This is a genomic window from Pseudomonas sp. NY15364 (assembly GCF_048068235.1).
Classification (GTDB): Bacteria; Pseudomonadota; Gammaproteobacteria; order Pseudomonadales; family Pseudomonadaceae; genus Aquipseudomonas; species Aquipseudomonas mendocina_D.
The window spans coordinates 167,916-186,012 of record NZ_JBLUPX010000007.1 but is presented as its reverse complement, the minus strand read 5'-3'; the positions used below and the strand labels follow the sequence as shown (position 1 = coordinate 186,012).

Below are 18,097 nucleotides of genomic sequence, written 5' to 3'. Positions count from 1 at the left end.
TCAAACGTGCTATTTCGGTACTCGGGGCACGCCGCATGATCGAGCTGCTGACCTGAGCGCTGCACTTTGCATCATTGCACCAGTAAAAACACAAACGCCCCGAATCAATCGGGGCGTTTGTATTGAACCGGTTCAGTTCAGAACGTTTTCACACAGTCTGTCTCAAGCCGGCGTTTTTGTATGCGGGAAAAGCGGTTTAGACCGACTTCTCCAGCTCAGGTACGGCTTCGAACAGGTCGGCAACCAGACCGTAGTCGGCGACCTGGAAGATCGGCGCCTCTTCGTCCTTGTTGATCGCGACGATCACCTTGGAGTCCTTCATTCCGGCCAGATGCTGGATCGCGCCGGAGATACCGACAGCGATGTACAGCTGCGGCGCAACGATCTTGCCGGTCTGACCGACCTGCATGTCGTTCGGGACGAAACCGGCATCGACCGCAGCGCGGGAAGCACCGACTGCAGCGCCCAGCTTGTCAGCCAGGGAGTACAGGTGCTTGAAGTTGTCGCCATTGCCCATACCACGGCCGCCGGATACGACGATCTTGGCAGCGGTCAGTTCCGGACGGTCGGACTTGGCCAGCTCTTCGCCGACGAAGGCGGACTTGCCGGCATCGGCCGGACCGGAAACGGCTTCAACAGTAGCGGAGCCGCCTTCGGCAGCAGCGGCATCGAAACCGGTGCTACGCACGGTGATCACCTTGATGGCAGCCAAGGACTGCACGGTCGCGATGGCGTTACCGGCATAGATCGGGCGCTTGAAGGTGTCGGCGCTTTCAACGGCGATGATCTCGGAGATCTGATCGACGTCCAGTGCGGCAGCGACGCGCGGCAGGATGTTCTTGCCGTTGCTGGTGGCGGCAGCCAGGATGTGGCTGTAGCTCTTGCCCAGCTCGGCTACCAGCGGAGCAACGTTCTCCGGCAGCTGGTTGGCATAAGCAGCGTTGTCGGCAACCAGGACCTTGGCCACGCCAGCGATCTTGGCAGCGGCTTCGGCAGCAGCGCCAGCGTTGGCACCGGCTACCAGCACGTGGATGTCGCCACCGATCTTCTGCGCGGCGGCAACGGTGTTCAGGGTAGCGGCAGCCAGAGCGGCATTGGTGTGTTCAGCGATAACCAGGATAGTCATTTAGATTACCTTCGCCTCGTTCTTCAGTTTCTCGACCAGTTCAGCCACGGACTTGACCTTGATGCCAGCGCTGCGAGCAGCCGGCGCTTCGACTTTCAGGGTCTTGACGGTGGAAGCGGTGGAAACGCCCAGGGCATCCGGGGTAACGGTTTCCAGCGGCTTCTTCTTGGCCTTCATGATGTTCGGCAGCGACGCGTAGCGCGGCTCGTTCAGACGCAGGTCGGTGGTGACGATCGCCGGCAGGTTCAGCGCAACGGTCTGCAGACCGCCATCGATCTCACGGGTGACGTTGACCTTGTCGCCAGCAACTTCGACCTTGGAGGCGAAGGTGCCTTGGCCGAAGCCAGTCAGGGCTCCCAGCATCTGGCCGGTCTGGTTGTTGTCGCTGTCGATGGCCTGCTTGCCCATGATCACCAGTTGCGGCTGCTCCTTGTCGACCACTGCCTTGAGCAGCTTGGCCACGGCCAGGGAGTTCAGCTCGTCATTGGATTCGACCAGGATAGCGCGGTCGGCACCCAGAGCCAGCGCGGTGCGCAGCTGTTCCTGAGCGGTAGCCGGGCCGATGGAGACGACGACGATTTCGCTCGCCACGCCTTTCTCCTTCAGACGTACGGCTTCTTCCACGGCGATTTCGCAGAAGGGGTTCATGGACATCTTGACGTTGGCGAGGTCGACGCCGCTATTGTCCGCCTTGACGCGAACCTTGACGTTGTAGTCAACCACTCGTTTGACAGCTACAAGAACCTTCATGGATTCCTCGTTACTCTCCGGTGAATAAGAATCTCGCCAAGGCGAGCCTGGTCAGCGATATAAATTGGCAGGAGCCAACCTTTTAGCAGGCAGTTGAAAAACGTAGGCGAGGCAACCAGTGCAAGGCAAAACAGCAGAAAAAGCGCAGTTTACGTCTTGTAAATGAGCAATTTGAGGCTGTTTTTAACGCAGCAATGGCAACGCAGGTAGTTTTTCAACGGCCTGTTAGCCCAGACGGCGAGCGCAAAACCGCCCGTATCTTGACCCCGCGGCCTGGCCTGGTCAATACAGCGAACTGGCCGGTCATCCGCGATGTAGTACGATTCTAACAGGCCTACAGAAAATTCAAACAAACGTTTGTATTGGCCCGCAGAGAGGGTGTAGATATAATGCCCACGCCGCGGTTAGGGGGTGAGCCGTGCCCTCCAATATAAAACATCGAAGAGCCTTGAGTAGGAGATAGCCTGTGGAACGCGAATTTATGGAGTTCGACGTCGTCATCGTCGGCGCCGGCCCGTCCGGACTGTCCGCCGCCTGCCGACTGAAGCAGAAAGCCGCTGAAGCGGGTCAAGAGATCAGCGTCTGCGTGGTCGAGAAAGGCTCCGAAGTTGGCGCTCATATCCTCTCCGGTGCAGTGTTCGAACCGCGCGCCCTGAACGAACTCTTCCCCGACTGGAAAGAGCTCGGCGCCCCGCTGAACACCCCGGTCAAGCGCGATGACATCTATCTGCTGCGCGACGCCGACAAGGCTACCCGAATTCCAGACTTCTTTGTGCCGAAAACCATGCACAACGAAGGCAATTACATTATTTCCCTGGGCAACCTGTGCCGCTGGCTGGCTCAGCAGGCCGAGAACCTGGGCGTGGAGATTTACCCGGGCTTCGCCGCTCAGGAAGCGCTGATCGACGAAAACGGCGTGGTACGCGGCATCGTCACCGGTGATCTGGGCGTCGATCGCGAGGGCAATCCGAAGGAAGGCTATTACACCCCGGGCATGGAACTGCGTGCCAAGTACACCCTGTTCGCCGAAGGCTGCCGTGGCCACATCGGCAAACAGCTGATCAAGAAGTACAACCTCGACAGCGAAGCCGATGCCCAGCATTACGGCATCGGCATCAAGGAAATCTGGGATATCGACCCGGCCAAGCATGACCAGGGCCTGGTGGTGCACACTGCCGGCTGGCCGATGGACATCATGGGCACCGAAAACACCGGCGGCTCCTTCCTCTATCACCTGGAGAACAACCAGGTGGTGGTCGGCCTGATCATCGACCTGTCCTACGCCAACCCGCACCTGTCGCCGTTCGACGAGTTCCAGCGCTACAAGCACCACCCGGTGATTGCCCAGTACCTGGAAGGCGGCAAGCGCGTGGCCTATGGCGCCCGCGCCATCGCCAAGGGCGGCCTGAATTCGCTGCCGAAGATGGTCTTCCCGGGTGGCGCCCTGATCGGCTGCGACCTCGGCACGCTGAACTTCGCCAAGATCAAGGGCAGCCACACCGCGATGAAATCCGGCATGCTCGCCGCCGACGCCATCACCGAAGCTCTGGCCGCAGGCCGTGAGGGCGGTGACGAGCTGAACAACTACGTCGATGGTTTCAAAGCCAGCTGGCTGTACGACGAGCTGTTCCGCAGCCGTAACTTCGGCGCAGCCATCCACAAGTACGGCGCCATCGTTGGCGGCGGCATCAACTGGCTGGATCAGAACATCTTCGGCGGCAAGATCCCCTTCACACTGCACGACAACAAGCCGGATTACGCCTGCCTGAAGCCGGCCGCAGAGAGCAAGAAGATCGCCTACCCGAAACCGGACGGCAAACTCAGCTTCGACAAACTGAGCTCGGTGTTCCTCTCCAACACCAACCACGAAGAAGAGCAGCCCTGCCACCTGAAGCTCACTGACCCGAGCATTCCGCTGGCGAAGAACCTGCCGCTGTACGACGAACCGGCGCAGCGTTACTGCCCGGCCGGCGTGTACGAAGTGGTGACGCAGGAAGACGGCGAGAAGAAGTTCCAGATCAACGCGCAGAACTGCGTGCACTGCAAGACCTGCGACATCAAGGACCCGGCCCAGAACATCACCTGGGTTGCACCGGAAGGTACCGGTGGCCCGAATTACCCCAACATGTAATTCGGCCACACATGACAAAGGCTCCTTCGGGAGCCTTTTTCATTTGCGGCGAATCGGTAGGAGCGAGCTCTGCTCGCGAAGCTTTCAAGACCACGCTTCGCGAGAGCGCGCTCTCAAAGGCACTCAATCCTGATAGATCATCTTGCGGCTCATGCCGCCATCGATGACGAACTCCTGCCCGGTGACGAAACCGGCCGCATCAGAGAGCAGCCAGGCGACCTGCGCCGCGACATCCTCTACCGTGCCGACACGGCCGACCGGATGCTGCGCATGATCGAACACCGATAGTGGTTCCAGGCGTTGCTGCGACGGGTCACGAGCGTCGATCCAGCCAGGGCTGACGCAGTTGACTCTCACCTCCGGCCCTAGGCTGATCGATAGAGCATGCGTGAGCGCAACGAGACCGCCCTTGCTCGCGGCGTAGGCTTCGCAATCGGCTTCGGACTGGCTGGCACGGGTCGAGGCGATATTGACGATGGCGCCGCGATGCCCACGCAGATAAGGCGCGCAGTGCTTGGCCAGCAGCATGGCACCGGTCAGGTTGACCGCCAGCGTACGATTCCAACGCTTGAGATCGAGCAACTCCAACGGTGGGGTGTGCGGATCGGAGATAGCTGCATTGCACACCAGCGCATCGAGGCGGCCAAACTGGCCGAGTATCTCGGCAACACCGACACTGACCTGATCTTCCTTGGCTACGTCCATGGCGACGAACCAGGCATTGTTACCCAGCACACGCGCTACCCTAGAGCCCCGCTCACGGTCCACATCAGCCAGCACCACCTGCCAGCCCTCGGTGATCAGCCAGGCGCTGATGCCCAGGCCTATGCCGCGCGCGGCTCCGGTGACCAGCGCGACACGCCCATTGTTGGGCGTGTCATTCGTGCCCCACTCCAACATGTTCAGAGCGCAGCCAGGCCGCGCGCCAGATCTGCCTTGAGGTCTTCCAGCTCTTCCAGGCCCACGGCAACGCGAATCAGGCTGTCGCGGATGCCAGCGTTGGCGCGCTCCTGCGGCGTCAACCGACCGTGCGAAGTGGTTGCCGGGTGGGCGATGGTGGTCTTGGTGTCGCCAAGGTTGGTGGTGATCGAAATGACGCGAGTGCCATCGATCACCTTCCATGCGGCGTCACGGCCACCCTTGACCTCGAAACTGACCACCGCGCCAAAGGCGCTCTGCTGCTTCTTCGCCAGCTCGTGCTGCGGATGGCTGGGCAGGCCAGCGTAGTACACACGCTCGACCTGCGGCTGCTGTTCCAGCCAAAGCGCCAGCTGCAGGGCACTCTCGCTCTGTGCGCGCATACGAATACGCAGCGTCTCCAGGCCCTTGACGAACATCCAGGCGTTGAACGGGCTGAGGGTTGGCCCGGCGGTACGCAGGAAACCCACCACTTCCTTCATCTGCTCACTGCGACCGGCAACCACACCACCCAGGCCACGGCCCTGGCCGTCGATGTACTTGGTCGCCGAGTGCATGACGATGTCTGCGCCAAGTTTCAGCGGCTGCTGCAGGGCCGGCGTGCAGAAACAGTTGTCCACCGCCAGCAGCGCGCCGCGAGCATGGGCGATCTCGGCCAGTGCGGCGATATCCACCAGTTCGGCCAGCGGGTTGGAAGGCGATTCGACGAACAGCAGCTTGGTATTGGGCCTGAACGCGCCCTGCCAGGCATCCAGATCCGCCAGCGGTACGTAATCCACCTCGATGCCAAAGCGCTTGAGGTACTTCTCGAACAGGCTGATGGTCGAACCGAATACGCTGCGCGACACCAACACATGGTCACCGCCACTGCACAGGCTCATGACGATGGCGAGGATCGCCGACATGCCGGAGGCAGTGGCCACCGCCTGCTCGGCGCCTTCCAGTGCGGCAATGCGCTCTTCGAAGGTACGCACGGTAGGGTTGGTATAGCGCGAATAGACGTTGCCCGGCACTTCGCCAGCAAAACGCGCGGCAGCATCGGCAGCGGTACGAAACACGTAACTGGAGGTCAGATACAACGCTTCGCCATGCTCGCCCTCAGGCGAACGGTGCTGACCTGCACGCACGGCCAAGGTGTCGAAGCCCACGCCATCCAGGTCGCTGTCGAGCCTGCCGGCTTCCCATTCCAGAGTCATATCGCTACCTCACAAAAAGTAGCCCGGATTGCATCCGGGCTACGGACCGGGCAGGACCACTGCCCTGCCCGCTCGCATCAGTTGTTATACAGATCGATGATCGCGCTGACTGCCTGCGACTTGACCTTGCTGGCATCGTTGCGCGCCTGCTCGATTTTATCCAGGTAGGCCCCATCGACGTCGCCAGTGACGTACTTGCCGTCAAACACCGCGCAGTCGAAGTTGTCGATCTTGATCTTCTTGCTGCCGCTGACGGCCTCGATCAGATCCGGCAGATCCTGATAGATCAGCCAGTCGGCACCGATCAGCTCGCAGACTTCCTCGGTGGTACGACCATGGGCAATCAGCTCATGGGCGCTGGGCATGTCGATACCGTAGACGTTCGGGTAGCGCACTGCCGGGGCTGCCGAGCAGAAGTAGACATTCTTCGCGCCGGCCTCGCGGGCCATCTGAATGATCTGCTTGCAGGTTGTGCCACGCACGATGGAGTCGTCCACCAGCATCACGTTCTTGCCGCGGAACTCCAGCTCGATGGCGTTGAGTTTCTGCCGCACGGATTTCTTACGTGCCGCCTGGCCGGGCATGATGAAGGTACGGCCGATGTAGCGGTTCTTGACGAAACCTTCGCGGAATTTCACGCCCAGGTGATTGGCCAGCTCCAGCGCCGCGGTGCGGCTGGTGTCGGGAATCGGGATGACCACGTCGATGTCGTGCTCTGGACGCTCGCGCAGGATCTTGTCGGCTAGCTTCTCGCCCATGCGCAGACGCGCCTTGTACACCGAGATACCGTCCATGATCGAGTCCGGGCGCGCCAGATAAACGTGCTCGAAGATGCAGGGCGCGTACTGCGGGTTTGCCGCGCACTGACGGGTGAACAGCTTACCCTCTTCAGTGATGTAGACAGCCTCGCCCGGCGCCAGGTCGCGGATCAGGGTGAAGCCCAGCACATCCAGCGACACGCTCTCGGAGGCGATCATGTACTCGACGCCTTCATCGGTGTGGCGCTGGCCAAATACGATCGGGCGAATGCCGTTGGGATCACGGAAGCCGACGATGCCATAGCCGGTGATCATCGCCACTACGGCGTAACCGCCCAGGCAGCGTTCGTGCACGTGGGTAACGGCAGCGAACACGTCCTCCTCGGTGGGCTGCAGCTTGCCGCGCTGGGCCAGTTCGTGGGCGAACACGTTGAGCAGCACTTCCGAGTCGGAATTGGTGTTCACGTGGCGCAGGTCGGACTCGTAGATTTCCTTGGCCAACTGCTCGACGTTGGTCAGGTTGCCGTTGTGCGCCAGGGTGATGCCGTACGGCGAGTTGACGTAGAACGGCTGAGCCTCGGCCGAGCTGGAGCTGCCAGCGGTCGGGTAGCGCACATGGCCGATACCCATGTGACCGACCAGGCGCTGCATGTGGCGCTGCTGGAACACGTCACGCACCAGGCCATTGTCCTTGCGCAGGAACAGGCGGCCATCATGGCTGGTGACAATACCGGCAGCATCCTGGCCGCGGTGCTGGAGGACGGTGAGCCCGTCATACAGCGCCTGATTGACGTTCGATTTACCGACGATACCGACGATGCCACACATGTGCCACGACCCCTGCTAGATAGTTCAGGCTAATTCAGCGACCGATGCAGCGGTTACTCCGCAGCGGCCACTCTTTTAAAGCAGATCAGCTGGGTGAGCCGATCCACCGGTAAACCACTGATCGGACCACCCCAGAATGAGGTTCTTCGACCAGTCGGCGACCATCAGAAAATGCGGCACCAGTTGCGACTGTTGCCACCACGTATCCTGCTCCACTGGCGCCAGGCTGATCAGCCCGACCAGCAGTACCACCAACAAACCACCACGCGCGGCGCCGAAAACCATGCCGAGAAAACGGTCGGTACCGGACAGGCCTGTCACGCGGATCAGCTCGCCAATGAGGAAATTGACCAAAGCGCCCACCAGCAAGGTGGCGATGAAGAGAATGGCACAGGCCGCAATGACCCGCGCAGAAGGAGTTTCGATAAATTCGACGAGATGCTGGGCCAGTGCGCCACCGAACATCCAGGCGACTACACCTGCGATGATCCAGGTCAGCAGCGACAAGGCTTCCTTGACGAAACCGCGCTTGAGACTGATCAAACTAGAAATGGCGATGACGGCGATGATCGCCCAATCGACCCAGGTGAATACCACGGTGCGGCCTACCAGCGGAAAAGGCGGAGCATTTTAGCAGAGCCCGGCACATCGAGTAACCAGGCACTGCAAAGTCCCTTGCTTGCTTAGCCTGCCTCCGGCTGGAAGCGCACGACAAAACCGCTGAGCTTGTGCTGGCGATTGAGCTGATCACGCAGACGCTCCGCTTCGGCGCGCTCGATCAGCGGCCCGACGAACACCCGGTTCATGCCATCGAAGGCACGGATATAGGCGTTGTAGCCCTGGCTGCGCAGGGTTTTCTGCAGATTTTCTGCCCCAGCGCGACTGGACAAGCTGGCCAGCTGCACCGACCAGCTGACCGGCAGGCTATTGGCGTCCAGGCGCCCTTCCGGCTTGGCAGGAGCAGTGCTTGCTGCTTGCTCGGTCTTGACCGGACCAGGTGCGCTCTGCTGCACAACGGGCGGCGGAGTCGGCTTGGGCTGCTCGGGCACCTCGACGATCTGAGGCTCCACCTCTTCGACGGGAACCAGTTCCTGCGGCAACTCTTCGGGCTCAACGACCTCGGCAGGTTCCACGATGATCTCGGCCGTAGCCGGCGCTTGCGGCATGGCCGGCGCATCCACCACCACGCGACGCATCTCATCTTCACGCGACAGCAGCATCGGCAGGAAAATCACCGCCAGCGCCACCAGCACCAGAGCACCAACCATGCGCTGCTTGAGCCCACTGTCCAGCATTGCCATCCCCAATCCCCTTATCAAGCCGGGCGGGCCAGCCAATCCAGGGCCTCGGCCACGCAGAAAAACGATCCGAACAACAGTATCTCGTCACCCTCTGCCGCCTGCTCGCACTGCGCATCGAGCGCGGCATGCACATCCGGGTATTGCGCCACCAGCATGCCCTGCCCCCGCAGGTGCTCGGCCACCTCGTCGGCAGAGCGTGAACGCGGCGTATCCAGCGGCGCCACGGCCCAGCCAGCAACCAGATTCAGAAGCGGCGCCACTACGCCAGGCAAGTCCTTGTCGACCAACAAACCGAACACCGCCCAGCGTTTTCCATTCAGCGGGCGAAGCTCCAGGCGCTGCGCCAGATAATCAGCCGCATGAGGATTATGCCCAACATCGAGCAACAGTGTGAGTGACTTGCCTCGCCAATCCAGCGTGCGACGATCCAGACGCCCGGTCACCCGCGTGGCAAGCAGTGCCTGAACGATCTGCTGGTAATCCCACGGCAGCGGCAGAAGCGCATAGGCCTGCAACGCCAGCGCAGCGTTTTCCATTGGCAGATCGAGAAGCGGCAGGTGCTCAAGTCGAAGTACCTGGCCTTTTACGTCAAGGCCGTACCAGGACCAGTCCTGCGCCTGCACACTGAGGTCGTAGTCGCGACCACGCAGGAACAACGGCGCGTCCAGGGTCACCGCCTGTTCCAGCAAGGGCTGCGGCGGGTCGAGATCACCGCACAACGCGGGCATGCCAGCGCGCATGATCCCGGCCTTTTCGAAGGCGACCGACTCACGGGTATCGCCAAGCCAGTCAGCATGATCGAGGCCAATGCTGGTGATCAGAGCCAGATCTGCATCGACCAGATTCACCGCATCCAGGCGCCCACCGAGGCCAACTTCAAGCACCACGGCATCCAGCTGAGCACGCTCGAACAGCCAGAAGGCCGCCAGCGTACCCATCTCGAAATAGGTCAGGGAAATTTCACCACGCGCGGCCTCGACCGCCGCGAAAGCCTGACACAGCTCTTCATCGCTCGCCTCGCGCCCATCAAGCAACACACGCTCGTTGTAACGCAGCAGGTGCGGTGAACTGTAGACACCGACGCGCTGCCCCTGGGCTGCGATCAGGCTGGCGAGAAAGGCGCAGGTAGACCCCTTGCCATTGGTACCGGTGACGGTAACCACCAATGGCGCAGGTTTGCCCAGGCCGAGCCGCTGCGCCACCTCACGCGAGCGCTCCAACCCCATGTCGATGGCCGACGGATGCAACCGCTCGAGGTAGGCGAGCCACTCGCCCAGGCTACGTTCGGTCATGCAGTGGCCGGCAGGGAAACCGGAGAGGGACGATTCATCATTTGCGCAAGCAGACGCGCCAGGCGCGGACGCAGTTCGTCGCGCGAAATGATCATGTCGATGGCGCCATGTTCGATGAGGAACTCGCTACGCTGGAAGCCTTCCGGCAACTTCTCGCGTACGGTCTGCTCGATCACGCGTGGACCGGCGAAACCGATCAGCGCTTTCGGCTCGGCCACGATGACGTCACCAAGCATCGCCAAACTGGCGGAGACGCCGCCATAGACCGGGTCGGTCAGTACGGAGATGAACGGCAGGCCTTCTTCACGCAAGCGCGCCAGAGCCGCCGAGGTCTTGGCCATCTGCATCAGAGAGATCAGCGCTTCCTGCATACGCGCACCACCCGAAGCGGAGAAGCACACCAGCGGGCAGCGTTTTTCCAGTGCGACATTGGCCGCCTGAACGAAACGCTCGCCGACGATGGCGCCCATCGAGCCACCCATGAAGGAGAACTCGAACGCGCAAACGGCGATCGGCATGCCTTCGAGAGTGCCGCTCATCGAGATCAGCGCGTCTTTCTCACCAGTCTGCTTCTGCGCAGCGCTCAGACGATCCTTGTACTTCTTGCTGTCGCGGAATTTCAGGCGATCGACCGGCTCCAGATCAGCACCGATTTCCTCGCGGCCTTCGGCGTCGAGGAAAATGTCGATGCGTGCGCGAGCACCGATACGCATGTGGTGATTGCACTTGGGGCAGACATCGAGTGTCTTTTCCAGTTCGGGACGGTAGAGCACGGCATCACAGGACGGACATTTGTGCCACAGGCCCTCGGGCACAGAGCTCTTCTTCACCTCGGAACGCATGATCGAGGGAATGAGTTTGTCTACCAACCAGTTGCTCATGCTGTCATTTCTCCATAACCGTTGGTTCGGATGAACGCCTCATCGTGAAACGCCCATCTCCAGCAATTCTTTTCTGCCGCACCCAGAGCCCATCGAAACGAGCCCATGGCGGCGTGACAGGCTAATTGACGGCCCTGCCTCAATTGCCGTCACATCGAGCATCACGCACCGCCTGTACGAATGCGTGAATCTTGCCAGCATCCTTTATGCCTTTACTGGCCTCGACCCCACCACTGACATCCACGGCGTAGGGGCGAACCTGGCGAATGGCCTCTGCAACATTGCCCGCATCGAGGCCGCCGGCCAGGATGATTGGCTTGTCAGCATTTTCCGGCACCAGCGACCAATCGAACGAAGCACCCGTACCACCTGGCACGCCCTCGACGAAGGTATCCAGCAGAATACCCCGCGCACCACTGTAGGGCGCCATGGCTGCAGCCACGTCCTCATCGGGGCGGACCCGCAGCGCCTTGATGTAGGGGCGACCATGGCCCTCACAATCAGCCGGCGACTCATCACCATGAAACTGCAGCAGATCCAGCGGAAGGCGCTGCAGCAACTGCTGCAACTGGTCGCGCGGCATGTCGACGAACAGCCCGACAGTGGTCACGAACGGCGGTAACGCCTGCACGATAGCTGCGGCCTGCTCGACACCGACTGCTCGCGGGCTTTTCCCGTAGAACACCAGGCCGATGGCATCGGCTCCGGCCGCTACCGCCGCCAAAGCATCCTCGATGCGGGTGATACCACAAATCTTGCTGCGCACGACCGTCACGTTCATACCTCTCGCCATCCGGGCTCGGATGGTAACAAAGGCTTATGGCTGTCGCACGTCCGGCAGACCGGAGAGAAAATGCGGCCCGAGATAGCGTTGCGGCAATTCGAACTCATCCGGGTAATCGACCTGTATCAGATATAAGCCGTAGGGATGCGCCGTCACTCCCCCGCTATGCCGATCGCCGCGCTCGAGTACCTCGCGCGCCCACTCTGGAGGTCGTTCGCCAGCACCAATGGTCATCAACACACCCGCGATGTTTCGCACCATATGGTGCAGAAAAGCATTGGCGCGGATATCCAGCACGATGAAGCGGCCATGCTCGATCAGTTGCAGGTGATGCACTGTCTTGATTGGTGATTTGGCCTGACAACGCATCGCCCGGAATGCGCTGAAATCATGCGTCCCGACCAGCGCCCGAGCAGCCTCACGCATGCATGCGACATCCAGCGGCCGATGGTTCCAGGTAACTTCCTCGGCCATGTGCGCCGGGCGGATCGGATCGCTGTAGATCACGTACCGGTAGCGCCGCGCCATGGCCGAAAAGCGCGCATGAAAGTGTGCCGGCATCACCTTCGCCCAGGTCACGCTGATGTCATTGGGCAGGTTCATGTTGGCGCCCATGATCCAGGCATGCAACGAGCGCTCGACAGTGGTGTCGAAGTGCACCACCTGGCCACTGGAATGCACAGAGGCATCGGTACGCCCTGCGCACAGAATGCTGACCGGGGCACCACCAGCGACCTTGGACAAGGCCGTTTCCAGGTGTTCCTGGATCGTCGGAACCTTGGGCCCCTGGCGTTGAAAACCACGATAGCGCGCGCCCTTGTATTCGAGGCCCAGGGCGATTCTGAAAAAGCCAGCGGCCGCCATTTCGGCGGCCGCTACAGGTACTGCGTCAGACATGTATCAATCAAACCATCTTGGCAATCATCTCGCGAGCTTCTTGCTGCTGAGCATCACTGCCTTCGGCAATTACTTCATCAAGAATGTCACGCGCACCTTCGGTGTCGCCCATATCAATGTAAGCCCGAGCCAGATCCAGCTTGGTCGCGGTCTCATCGGTGCCGGACAGGAAGTCGAAGTCATCATCGCCATCTAGGTCACTGGACAGGCTACTAGCCGGCGCCAGCGGAGCTACTTGCGGCTCTTCGAAGTCAGTCGACAGCTGATCCAGCTCGGCGGTTACCTCGTCCAGCTGCGCGGCGAAGCTATCGGGAGCAACAGTCGGCTGAGCCGGCGTTTCGTCTTCGAGCGAGAGATCGAAGTCAGCCGGCAGATCAAGCTCACCAGATGACTTATCATCAGCCAGATCGAAACTCAGATCGGACAGGTCGTCGGCCGACTGACTCAGCGGCGCATCGTCATCGAGACTCAGCAGGAAATCGTCAGCTTCGTCGCTGGCAGCCGGTGCCGGCTCATCCAGGTCCAGACTGAAGGCGGACAGATCGTCGGCCGGCTGGGACAGTTCGACCTTGTCATCATCCAGGGCCAGATCGAAGCTCAGATCATCATCAGCAGAAGCAGCTGGAGTGGCGGGCTCATCGACCAGACCGAAGTCCAGGTCATCGTCAAGAGACAACGGCGCTTGCTCAGCCTGGGCGGACTGGACATCACTCTCCAGATCAGCCTCCAGGTCGTCGAGGCTCAGGTCGAAGGCATCATCCAGATCGCCACCAGCGGCGGTAGGCGCCTCTGCAGCCGGCTCATCCAGGCTGAGGTCATCCAGACTGAACTCGCCTATGTCGTCATCGGCGGAGGTAGCCGCAGCCACCGCACCTGCCCCTGCAAAGGCAGCGATCGCCGGATACTTGGACTTCAGCTGCTCTGCTTCTGCATTAACACCGCCGATCTCGCGCAGCTCGTTGTCCTGACGGGCAAAGCCTTCGCGGTCACCCAGCTCGGCGTAGACCTCCATCAGTTTCAGACGCAGATCAGCACGATGCGGCTCGTCGTTGATCGCGTTCTGCAGCAGCTCGGCCGCCTGATTGAAGCGCCCGTATGCAATGTAGATATCTGCTTCACCCAGTGCGTCGCCGGTCTGCGCCGTCACGCGTTCCTCGCCAGCGGCTTGGGCTGCTTGGACAGGCTGGTCGTCAAGACCTGCGAAGCTGTCTTCAGGCATGTCCAGATCAGAGGCGAACGCCTGATCCTGGGACAGTTCGTCAGCCAGTTCATCTTGCAGCTCGGACTCTTTCTGAGCGTTGCGGCGCGACAGCGCCATGAGGCCAACCAACAGGAGCAGAAGCGCACCACCACCCGCCAGGCCCAGCGTCATCGGGTTGGCCATCAGGTCATCAATGAAGCTCTGCGGGGCTGGGGCTGGAGCCGGTGCAGGCGCTGCAGGCTTGGCTGCTTCGACAGACTTGGCTGGGGCGGCCGGCTCAACGGCAGCAGCCGGCTCACTGGCCGGCTGTTCGGTTGCGGCGGCGCTGTCCTCGACAGGCGCAGCCGGTTCCTCGGAATAGTTGTAGTCAGGCGGCGCGGCTTCAGGCGCGGCTGCCGGAGTTTCCGCAGGCGGCTCTTGCACTGCATCAAGGGCAGGCGCTGCGGGCTCTGCCGACAGTTCAGCCTGCAATTTGGCCAGTTGACTGTCCTTCAGCTCCATCAAACGCTGCAGCTTTTCCAACTGACTTTGCAGATCATCTACACGGCTCTGCAGTTCGGCGTTCTCACGACGGGTCGAATCAAGACTTTCCTGGGTCACTGCCAGTTTGTCGGCCAATGCCTTGCTACCCGCCGAACCCGTATCGCTACCGCGAGTGGACTGACCTGCTTCCGCAGCAACCAGCTTCAGGCTGTCGCTCGCCTCTGCAGTCGCAGGTGCGGCGCCAGCAGTGGTACGGCGAGTGGCATCCAGTTGACGCGAGGCTACAGCGCGACCCTCACGCCAGGCGGCATTCTGCTCGGCGACCTGGGCGACCGCTTCGGCATTGCTGCGACTGCGAATCTGCTGTTCGTCCGGCAGGCGCAGCACCTGGCCGCTCTTCATGCGGTTGATGTTGCCGCCGATGAAGGCATCAGGGTTCAGATCCTGGATGGCCAGCATGGTCTGGTTGACCGAAGAGCCACCACCGACGCGCTGGGCGATTTCCCAGAGCGTATCGTTGGCAGTGGTTCTGTATTCGTTACCGGCAATGGCGCGCGACGCCGGCGCCGGCGCAGCGGGACGCGGGGCCGGCGCGGGTGCAGCGCTGCGTGGTGCAGGTGCAGGAGCAGCGGACGGGCGCGGTGCAGGCGCGGCGATGGGCAGCTGCGGTGCAGCGGCTACGGTAGTTTGCGGGGAGTAAAGCGGCGGATCGAGCAGCAGGGTGTACTCACGCAGCAGTCGACCATTCGGCCAAAGCACTTCCACCAGGAAGTTGAGGTAGGGCTCACGCACCACCTTGCTCGAGGTGACGCGAATCACGCTCTTGCCGTTAGGCTTCAATACGGGAGTGAATTTGAGATCAGTCAGGAAGTACTGACGGTCGACACCCGCCTTGACGAACTCTTCAGGGGACGCGAGATTCGGAATCACCTCGTTGGAGGCCAGATCGCGCACTTCTAGCAGTTCGATTTCCGCTACCAACGGCTGATTCAGTGAGGATTGCAGGGTAACTTCACCCAACCCCAGCGCATGCGCCATACCGGAAGACAGCGCGGAAGCGGCTGCGATTGCCAGCACCAGTTTGCGAACCCGAACCATAGCGTTATCCCTTGTTTTATCTTTTTTCTCGGCATGCGAGAGGGTCTTGAGAACTGCTGCCTGCCTCCGCTCTACGAGCGGCTCCCCATTCAGCAATCAACTCAGCCAGTATTGCCAAGCTAGAAAGATTCTTCAAATTTCTAGGTAAGTATCTTTTACAGATAGTGTTTTATCAATAACTCAGCTATCTGCACAGCATTTAGAGCGGCGCCTTTTCTTACGTTATCAGACGCAATCCACAAATTGAGTTGCCGTGGATCGTCCACGCCACGACGGACGCGCCCCACATAGACCTGATCCTGCCCCACCGCATCGCCCACTGCCGTCGGGTAGTCGCCTGCTTCAACCAACTCGATGCCTTGCGCCACCTCTAGCGACTGCTGCACGGCATTGATATCGATATCCGAATCAGCATACACGCCCAGCGCGAGACTATCGCCAAAGAACACTGGCACCAAGGCGCAGGTCGCGGCCACCGGAAGCCCAGGCAGACTCAACAATTGCTGAATCTCGGCGGCCAGACGCTTCTCCAATTGAGCATGCCCCTGGTCATCCACTTCACCGACCTGCGCCAGCAGGTTGAACGCGATCTGTCGATCCACAGTCTTGGGCTCCAGCGGGCGCGCGTTGAGCAGCTCAGTGGTCTGCCGCGCCAACTCCTGCACACCGCTACGCCCCAGGGTGGAGATCGACAGCATCGCAGTCACCTGCAACTGCTGCGGCTGCAGTACAGGCTTCAGCGCCGCCAACACCAGTGCGCAGGCAACCGCAGAAGGCGTCGCTGCACTGACGGACCAAGGCCGGGTCAATACTGGCAGGCCCGCGGCGCCAAGTTCAGGTAATACGCATGGCGCTTGCGCAAGCGGCAAAGCGGCGCTCAGGTCTACGATCGAGCAACCGGCGGCAACCACGCGCTCACGATGGGTGCGTGTCACTTCAGGTCCCGCGGCAAAGAACGCCAGTTGTACCTGGGCGAAATCGAAGGCATCGAGCGATCTGACCCGCACCTGCCGACCTCGGAAAGACAGACTCTGCCCAGCCGATTCACTGCTGGCCAGCAGATGCAGGTCCTTCACCGGGAACTCACGCTCTTCGAGCAATTCGACCAGCGCTTCGCCGACGTTGCTGGTGGCGCCGATCACGGCGATATTGATGGACTGACTCATGAGCTGACCTACAACACAGAGGGAGCGGCACTGTAACTGCGACCCATCGCCCAGGCAATCGGCTCCTCCAGAAAACACAAAGCCCCTCTGCCGAGACAGAAGGGCTTTGTTTGATACTGGATGCCGGCTTCGCGCTTAGCGCTCGAGCAGAATCCGCAGCATGCGACGCAGCGGTTCGGCAGCCCCCCACAGCAGTTGGTCACCGACGGTGAACGCCCCCAGGTACTGCGAGCCCATGTTGAGCTTGCGCAGACGGCCGACCGGAACGCTCAGGGTGCCGGTCACGGCAGTCGGGCCGAGGTCGCGGATGGAATCTTCGCGGTGGTTCGGCACCAACTTGACCCAGGGATTGTGCTGGCTGATCAGGCCTTCGATGTCAGCCATCGGCACATCCTTGTTCAGCTTGATGGTCAGCGCCTGGCTGTGGCAGCGCATGGCGCCGATTCGTACGCAAATACCATCGACCGGGATCGGGCTCTTGAAGCGACCGAGAATCTTGTTGGTCTCGGCCTGAGCCTTCCACTCTTCACGGCTCTGCCCGTTCGGCAGTTCCTTGTCGATGTAGGGGATCAGGCTGCCAGCCAGCGGCACGCCGAAGTTGTCGACCGGGAAGCCTTCGCCACGCATGGCCTCGGCGACCTTGCGGTCGATGTCGAGGATGGCGCTGGCCGGATCAGCCAGATCATCGGCGACAGCGCCATTGATCGCGCCCATCTGCTTGATCAGCTCGCGCATATTCTGCGCGCCAGCACCGGAAGCGGCCTGGTAGGTCATGGCACTCATCCACTCCACCAGACCGGCTTCGTAGAGACCACCCAACGCCATCAGCATCAGGCTGACGGTGCAGTTGCCGCCGATGTAGTTCTTGGTGCCGGTATCCAGCGCCTGGTCGATGACCTTGCGGTTGACCGGGTCGAGCACGATCACCGACTCATCATCCATGCGCAGACTGGAGGCGGCGTCGATCCAGTAGCCCTGCCAGCCGGCTTCACGCAGCTTGGGGAAGACTTCATTGGTGTAGTCGCCCCCCTGGCAGGTCAGGATCACGTCCAGGCCCTTGAGGTCGTCAATGCTGTAGGCATCTTTCAGCGCGGCGATGTCCTTGCCAATGGCAGGGCCTTGGCCACCGACATTGGAAGTGGTGAAGAACACCGGCTCGATCAGGTCGAAGTCCCGCTCTTCCAGCATGCGCTGCATGAGCACGGAACCGACCATGCCACGCCAACCGATCAGACCTACACGTTTCATAACGACTACACCTATATAAACAGCCCGCCGGAACCACCC

General features: G+C 61.1%; 15 protein-coding genes. 1 reads left to right on the top strand and 14 read right to left on the bottom strand.

Going from position 1 to position 18,097, the window contains the following annotated elements; genetic code table 11:
- Positions 1-196 precede the first annotated feature (196 nt).
- Positions 197-1,126 carry an electron transfer flavoprotein subunit alpha/FixB family protein gene (locus tag ACNFCJ_RS08865; RefSeq protein ID WP_416770876.1) on the bottom strand — a complete coding sequence of 310 codons (930 nt, stop codon included), beginning with the start codon at positions 1,124-1,126 and terminating at the stop codon, positions 197-199.
- On the bottom strand, positions 1,127-1,876 hold the full coding sequence (locus tag ACNFCJ_RS08860) for an electron transfer flavoprotein subunit beta/FixA family protein (protein WP_012018936.1): 750 nt from the start codon (positions 1,874-1,876) through the stop codon (positions 1,127-1,129).
- A gap of 466 nt (positions 1,877-2,342) precedes the next feature.
- Here ACNFCJ_RS08860 and ACNFCJ_RS08855 point away from each other — a divergent pair, with 466 nt between their 5' ends.
- Positions 2,343-4,007, top strand: a complete 1,665-nt coding sequence (locus ACNFCJ_RS08855; protein WP_343349919.1) for an electron transfer flavoprotein-ubiquinone oxidoreductase — start codon at positions 2,343-2,345, stop codon at positions 4,005-4,007.
- Positions 4,008-4,130: 123 nt separating this feature from the next.
- On the opposite strand, the gene ACNFCJ_RS08850 is transcribed toward ACNFCJ_RS08855, so the two are convergent.
- The 12 genes from ACNFCJ_RS08850 to asd all read right to left on the bottom strand — a co-directional run bounded on the left by ACNFCJ_RS08850 (position 4,131) and on the right by asd (position 18,058).
- On the bottom strand, positions 4,131-4,907 hold the full coding sequence (locus ACNFCJ_RS08850; RefSeq protein ID WP_416770874.1) for an SDR family oxidoreductase: 777 nt from the start codon (positions 4,905-4,907) through the stop codon (positions 4,131-4,133).
- A 2-nt stretch (positions 4,908-4,909) separates the two neighbouring features.
- Positions 4,910-6,121, bottom strand: a complete 1,212-nt coding sequence (locus ACNFCJ_RS08845; protein WP_106735220.1) for an O-succinylhomoserine sulfhydrylase — start codon at positions 6,119-6,121, stop codon at positions 4,910-4,912.
- 77 nt (positions 6,122-6,198) lie between these two features.
- Positions 6,199-7,707, bottom strand: coding sequence for an amidophosphoribosyltransferase (gene purF, locus ACNFCJ_RS08840; RefSeq protein ID WP_416770873.1), 1,509 nt, complete (start codon positions 7,705-7,707; stop codon positions 6,199-6,201).
- Positions 7,708-7,782: 75 nt separating this feature from the next.
- The gene (locus ACNFCJ_RS08835; protein WP_003461125.1) at positions 7,783-8,304 is read right to left on the bottom strand and encodes a CvpA family protein; all 522 of its coding nucleotides are present in this window, start codon (positions 8,302-8,304) and stop codon (positions 7,783-7,785) included.
- An 86-nt stretch (positions 8,305-8,390) separates the two neighbouring features.
- The gene (locus ACNFCJ_RS08830; protein WP_416770871.1) at positions 8,391-9,008 is read right to left on the bottom strand and encodes an SPOR domain-containing protein; all 618 of its coding nucleotides are present in this window, start codon (positions 9,006-9,008) and stop codon (positions 8,391-8,393) included.
- A 14-nt stretch (positions 9,009-9,022) separates the two neighbouring features.
- A complete protein-coding gene (folC, locus tag ACNFCJ_RS08825; RefSeq protein ID WP_416770869.1) occupies positions 9,023-10,300 on the bottom strand; it encodes a bifunctional tetrahydrofolate synthase/dihydrofolate synthase in 1,278 nt (425 codons plus the stop codon).
- Positions 10,297-11,181, bottom strand: coding sequence for an acetyl-CoA carboxylase, carboxyltransferase subunit beta (accD, locus tag ACNFCJ_RS08820; protein WP_179576335.1), 885 nt, complete (start codon positions 11,179-11,181; stop codon positions 10,297-10,299). Before accD ends, folC begins: the two co-directional genes overlap by 4 nt.
- A 139-nt stretch (positions 11,182-11,320) precedes the next feature.
- On the bottom strand, positions 11,321-11,974 hold the full coding sequence (locus ACNFCJ_RS08815) for a phosphoribosylanthranilate isomerase (protein ID WP_416770867.1): 654 nt from the start codon (positions 11,972-11,974) through the stop codon (positions 11,321-11,323).
- Between the two features lie 24 nt (positions 11,975-11,998).
- Complete coding sequence (gene truA, locus ACNFCJ_RS08810; protein WP_416770865.1) at positions 11,999-12,862, bottom strand: tRNA pseudouridine(38-40) synthase TruA; 864 nt, start codon at positions 12,860-12,862, stop codon at positions 11,999-12,001.
- A gap of 7 nt (positions 12,863-12,869) precedes the next feature.
- Entirely contained in the window at positions 12,870-15,644 is a 2,775-nt protein-coding gene (locus tag ACNFCJ_RS08805) for a FimV/HubP family polar landmark protein (RefSeq protein WP_416770864.1), read from the bottom strand.
- Between the two features lie 155 nt (positions 15,645-15,799).
- Positions 15,800-16,810, bottom strand: coding sequence for an aspartate-semialdehyde dehydrogenase (locus ACNFCJ_RS08800; RefSeq protein ID WP_416770862.1), 1,011 nt, complete (start codon positions 16,808-16,810; stop codon positions 15,800-15,802).
- Positions 16,811-16,945: 135 nt separating this feature from the next.
- Complete coding sequence (asd, locus tag ACNFCJ_RS08795) at positions 16,946-18,058, bottom strand: aspartate-semialdehyde dehydrogenase (protein ID WP_416770861.1); 1,113 nt, start codon at positions 18,056-18,058, stop codon at positions 16,946-16,948.
- Between the last annotated feature and the right edge of the window lie 39 nt (positions 18,059-18,097).

What these genes read in the sequence shown, in the direction of transcription:
- ACNFCJ_RS08865 (WP_416770876.1), bottom strand. Translation starts at nt 1,126, where the DNA reads ATGACTATCCTGGTTATCGCTGAACACACCAATGCCGCTCTGGCTGCC.
- ACNFCJ_RS08860 (WP_012018936.1), bottom strand. Translation starts at nt 1,876, where the DNA reads ATGAAGGTTCTTGTAGCTGTCAAACGAGTGGTTGACTACAACGTCAAG.
- ACNFCJ_RS08850 (WP_416770874.1), bottom strand. Translation starts at nt 4,907, where the DNA reads ATGTTGGAGTGGGGCACGAATGACACGCCCAACAATGGGCGTGTCGCG.
- ACNFCJ_RS08845 (WP_106735220.1), bottom strand. Translation starts at nt 6,121, where the DNA reads ATGACTCTGGAATGGGAAGCCGGCAGGCTCGACAGCGACCTGGATGGC.
- purF (WP_416770873.1), bottom strand. Translation starts at nt 7,707, where the DNA reads ATGTGTGGCATCGTCGGTATCGTCGGTAAATCGAACGTCAATCAGGCG.
- ACNFCJ_RS08830 (WP_416770871.1), bottom strand. Translation starts at nt 9,008, where the DNA reads ATGGCAATGCTGGACAGTGGGCTCAAGCAGCGCATGGTTGGTGCTCTG.
- folC (WP_416770869.1), bottom strand. Translation starts at nt 10,300, where the DNA reads ATGACCGAACGTAGCCTGGGCGAGTGGCTCGCCTACCTCGAGCGGTTG.
- accD (WP_179576335.1), bottom strand. Translation starts at nt 11,181, where the DNA reads ATGAGCAACTGGTTGGTAGACAAACTCATTCCCTCGATCATGCGTTCC.
- ACNFCJ_RS08815 (WP_416770867.1), bottom strand. Translation starts at nt 11,974, where the DNA reads ATGGCGAGAGGTATGAACGTGACGGTCGTGCGCAGCAAGATTTGTGGT.
- truA (WP_416770865.1), bottom strand. Translation starts at nt 12,862, where the DNA reads ATGTCTGACGCAGTACCTGTAGCGGCCGCCGAAATGGCGGCCGCTGGC.
- ACNFCJ_RS08805 (WP_416770864.1), bottom strand. Translation starts at nt 15,644, where the DNA reads ATGGTTCGGGTTCGCAAACTGGTGCTGGCAATCGCAGCCGCTTCCGCG.
- ACNFCJ_RS08800 (WP_416770862.1), bottom strand. Translation starts at nt 16,810, where the DNA reads ATGAGTCAGTCCATCAATATCGCCGTGATCGGCGCCACCAGCAACGTC.
- asd (WP_416770861.1), bottom strand. Translation starts at nt 18,058, where the DNA reads ATGAAACGTGTAGGTCTGATCGGTTGGCGTGGCATGGTCGGTTCCGTG.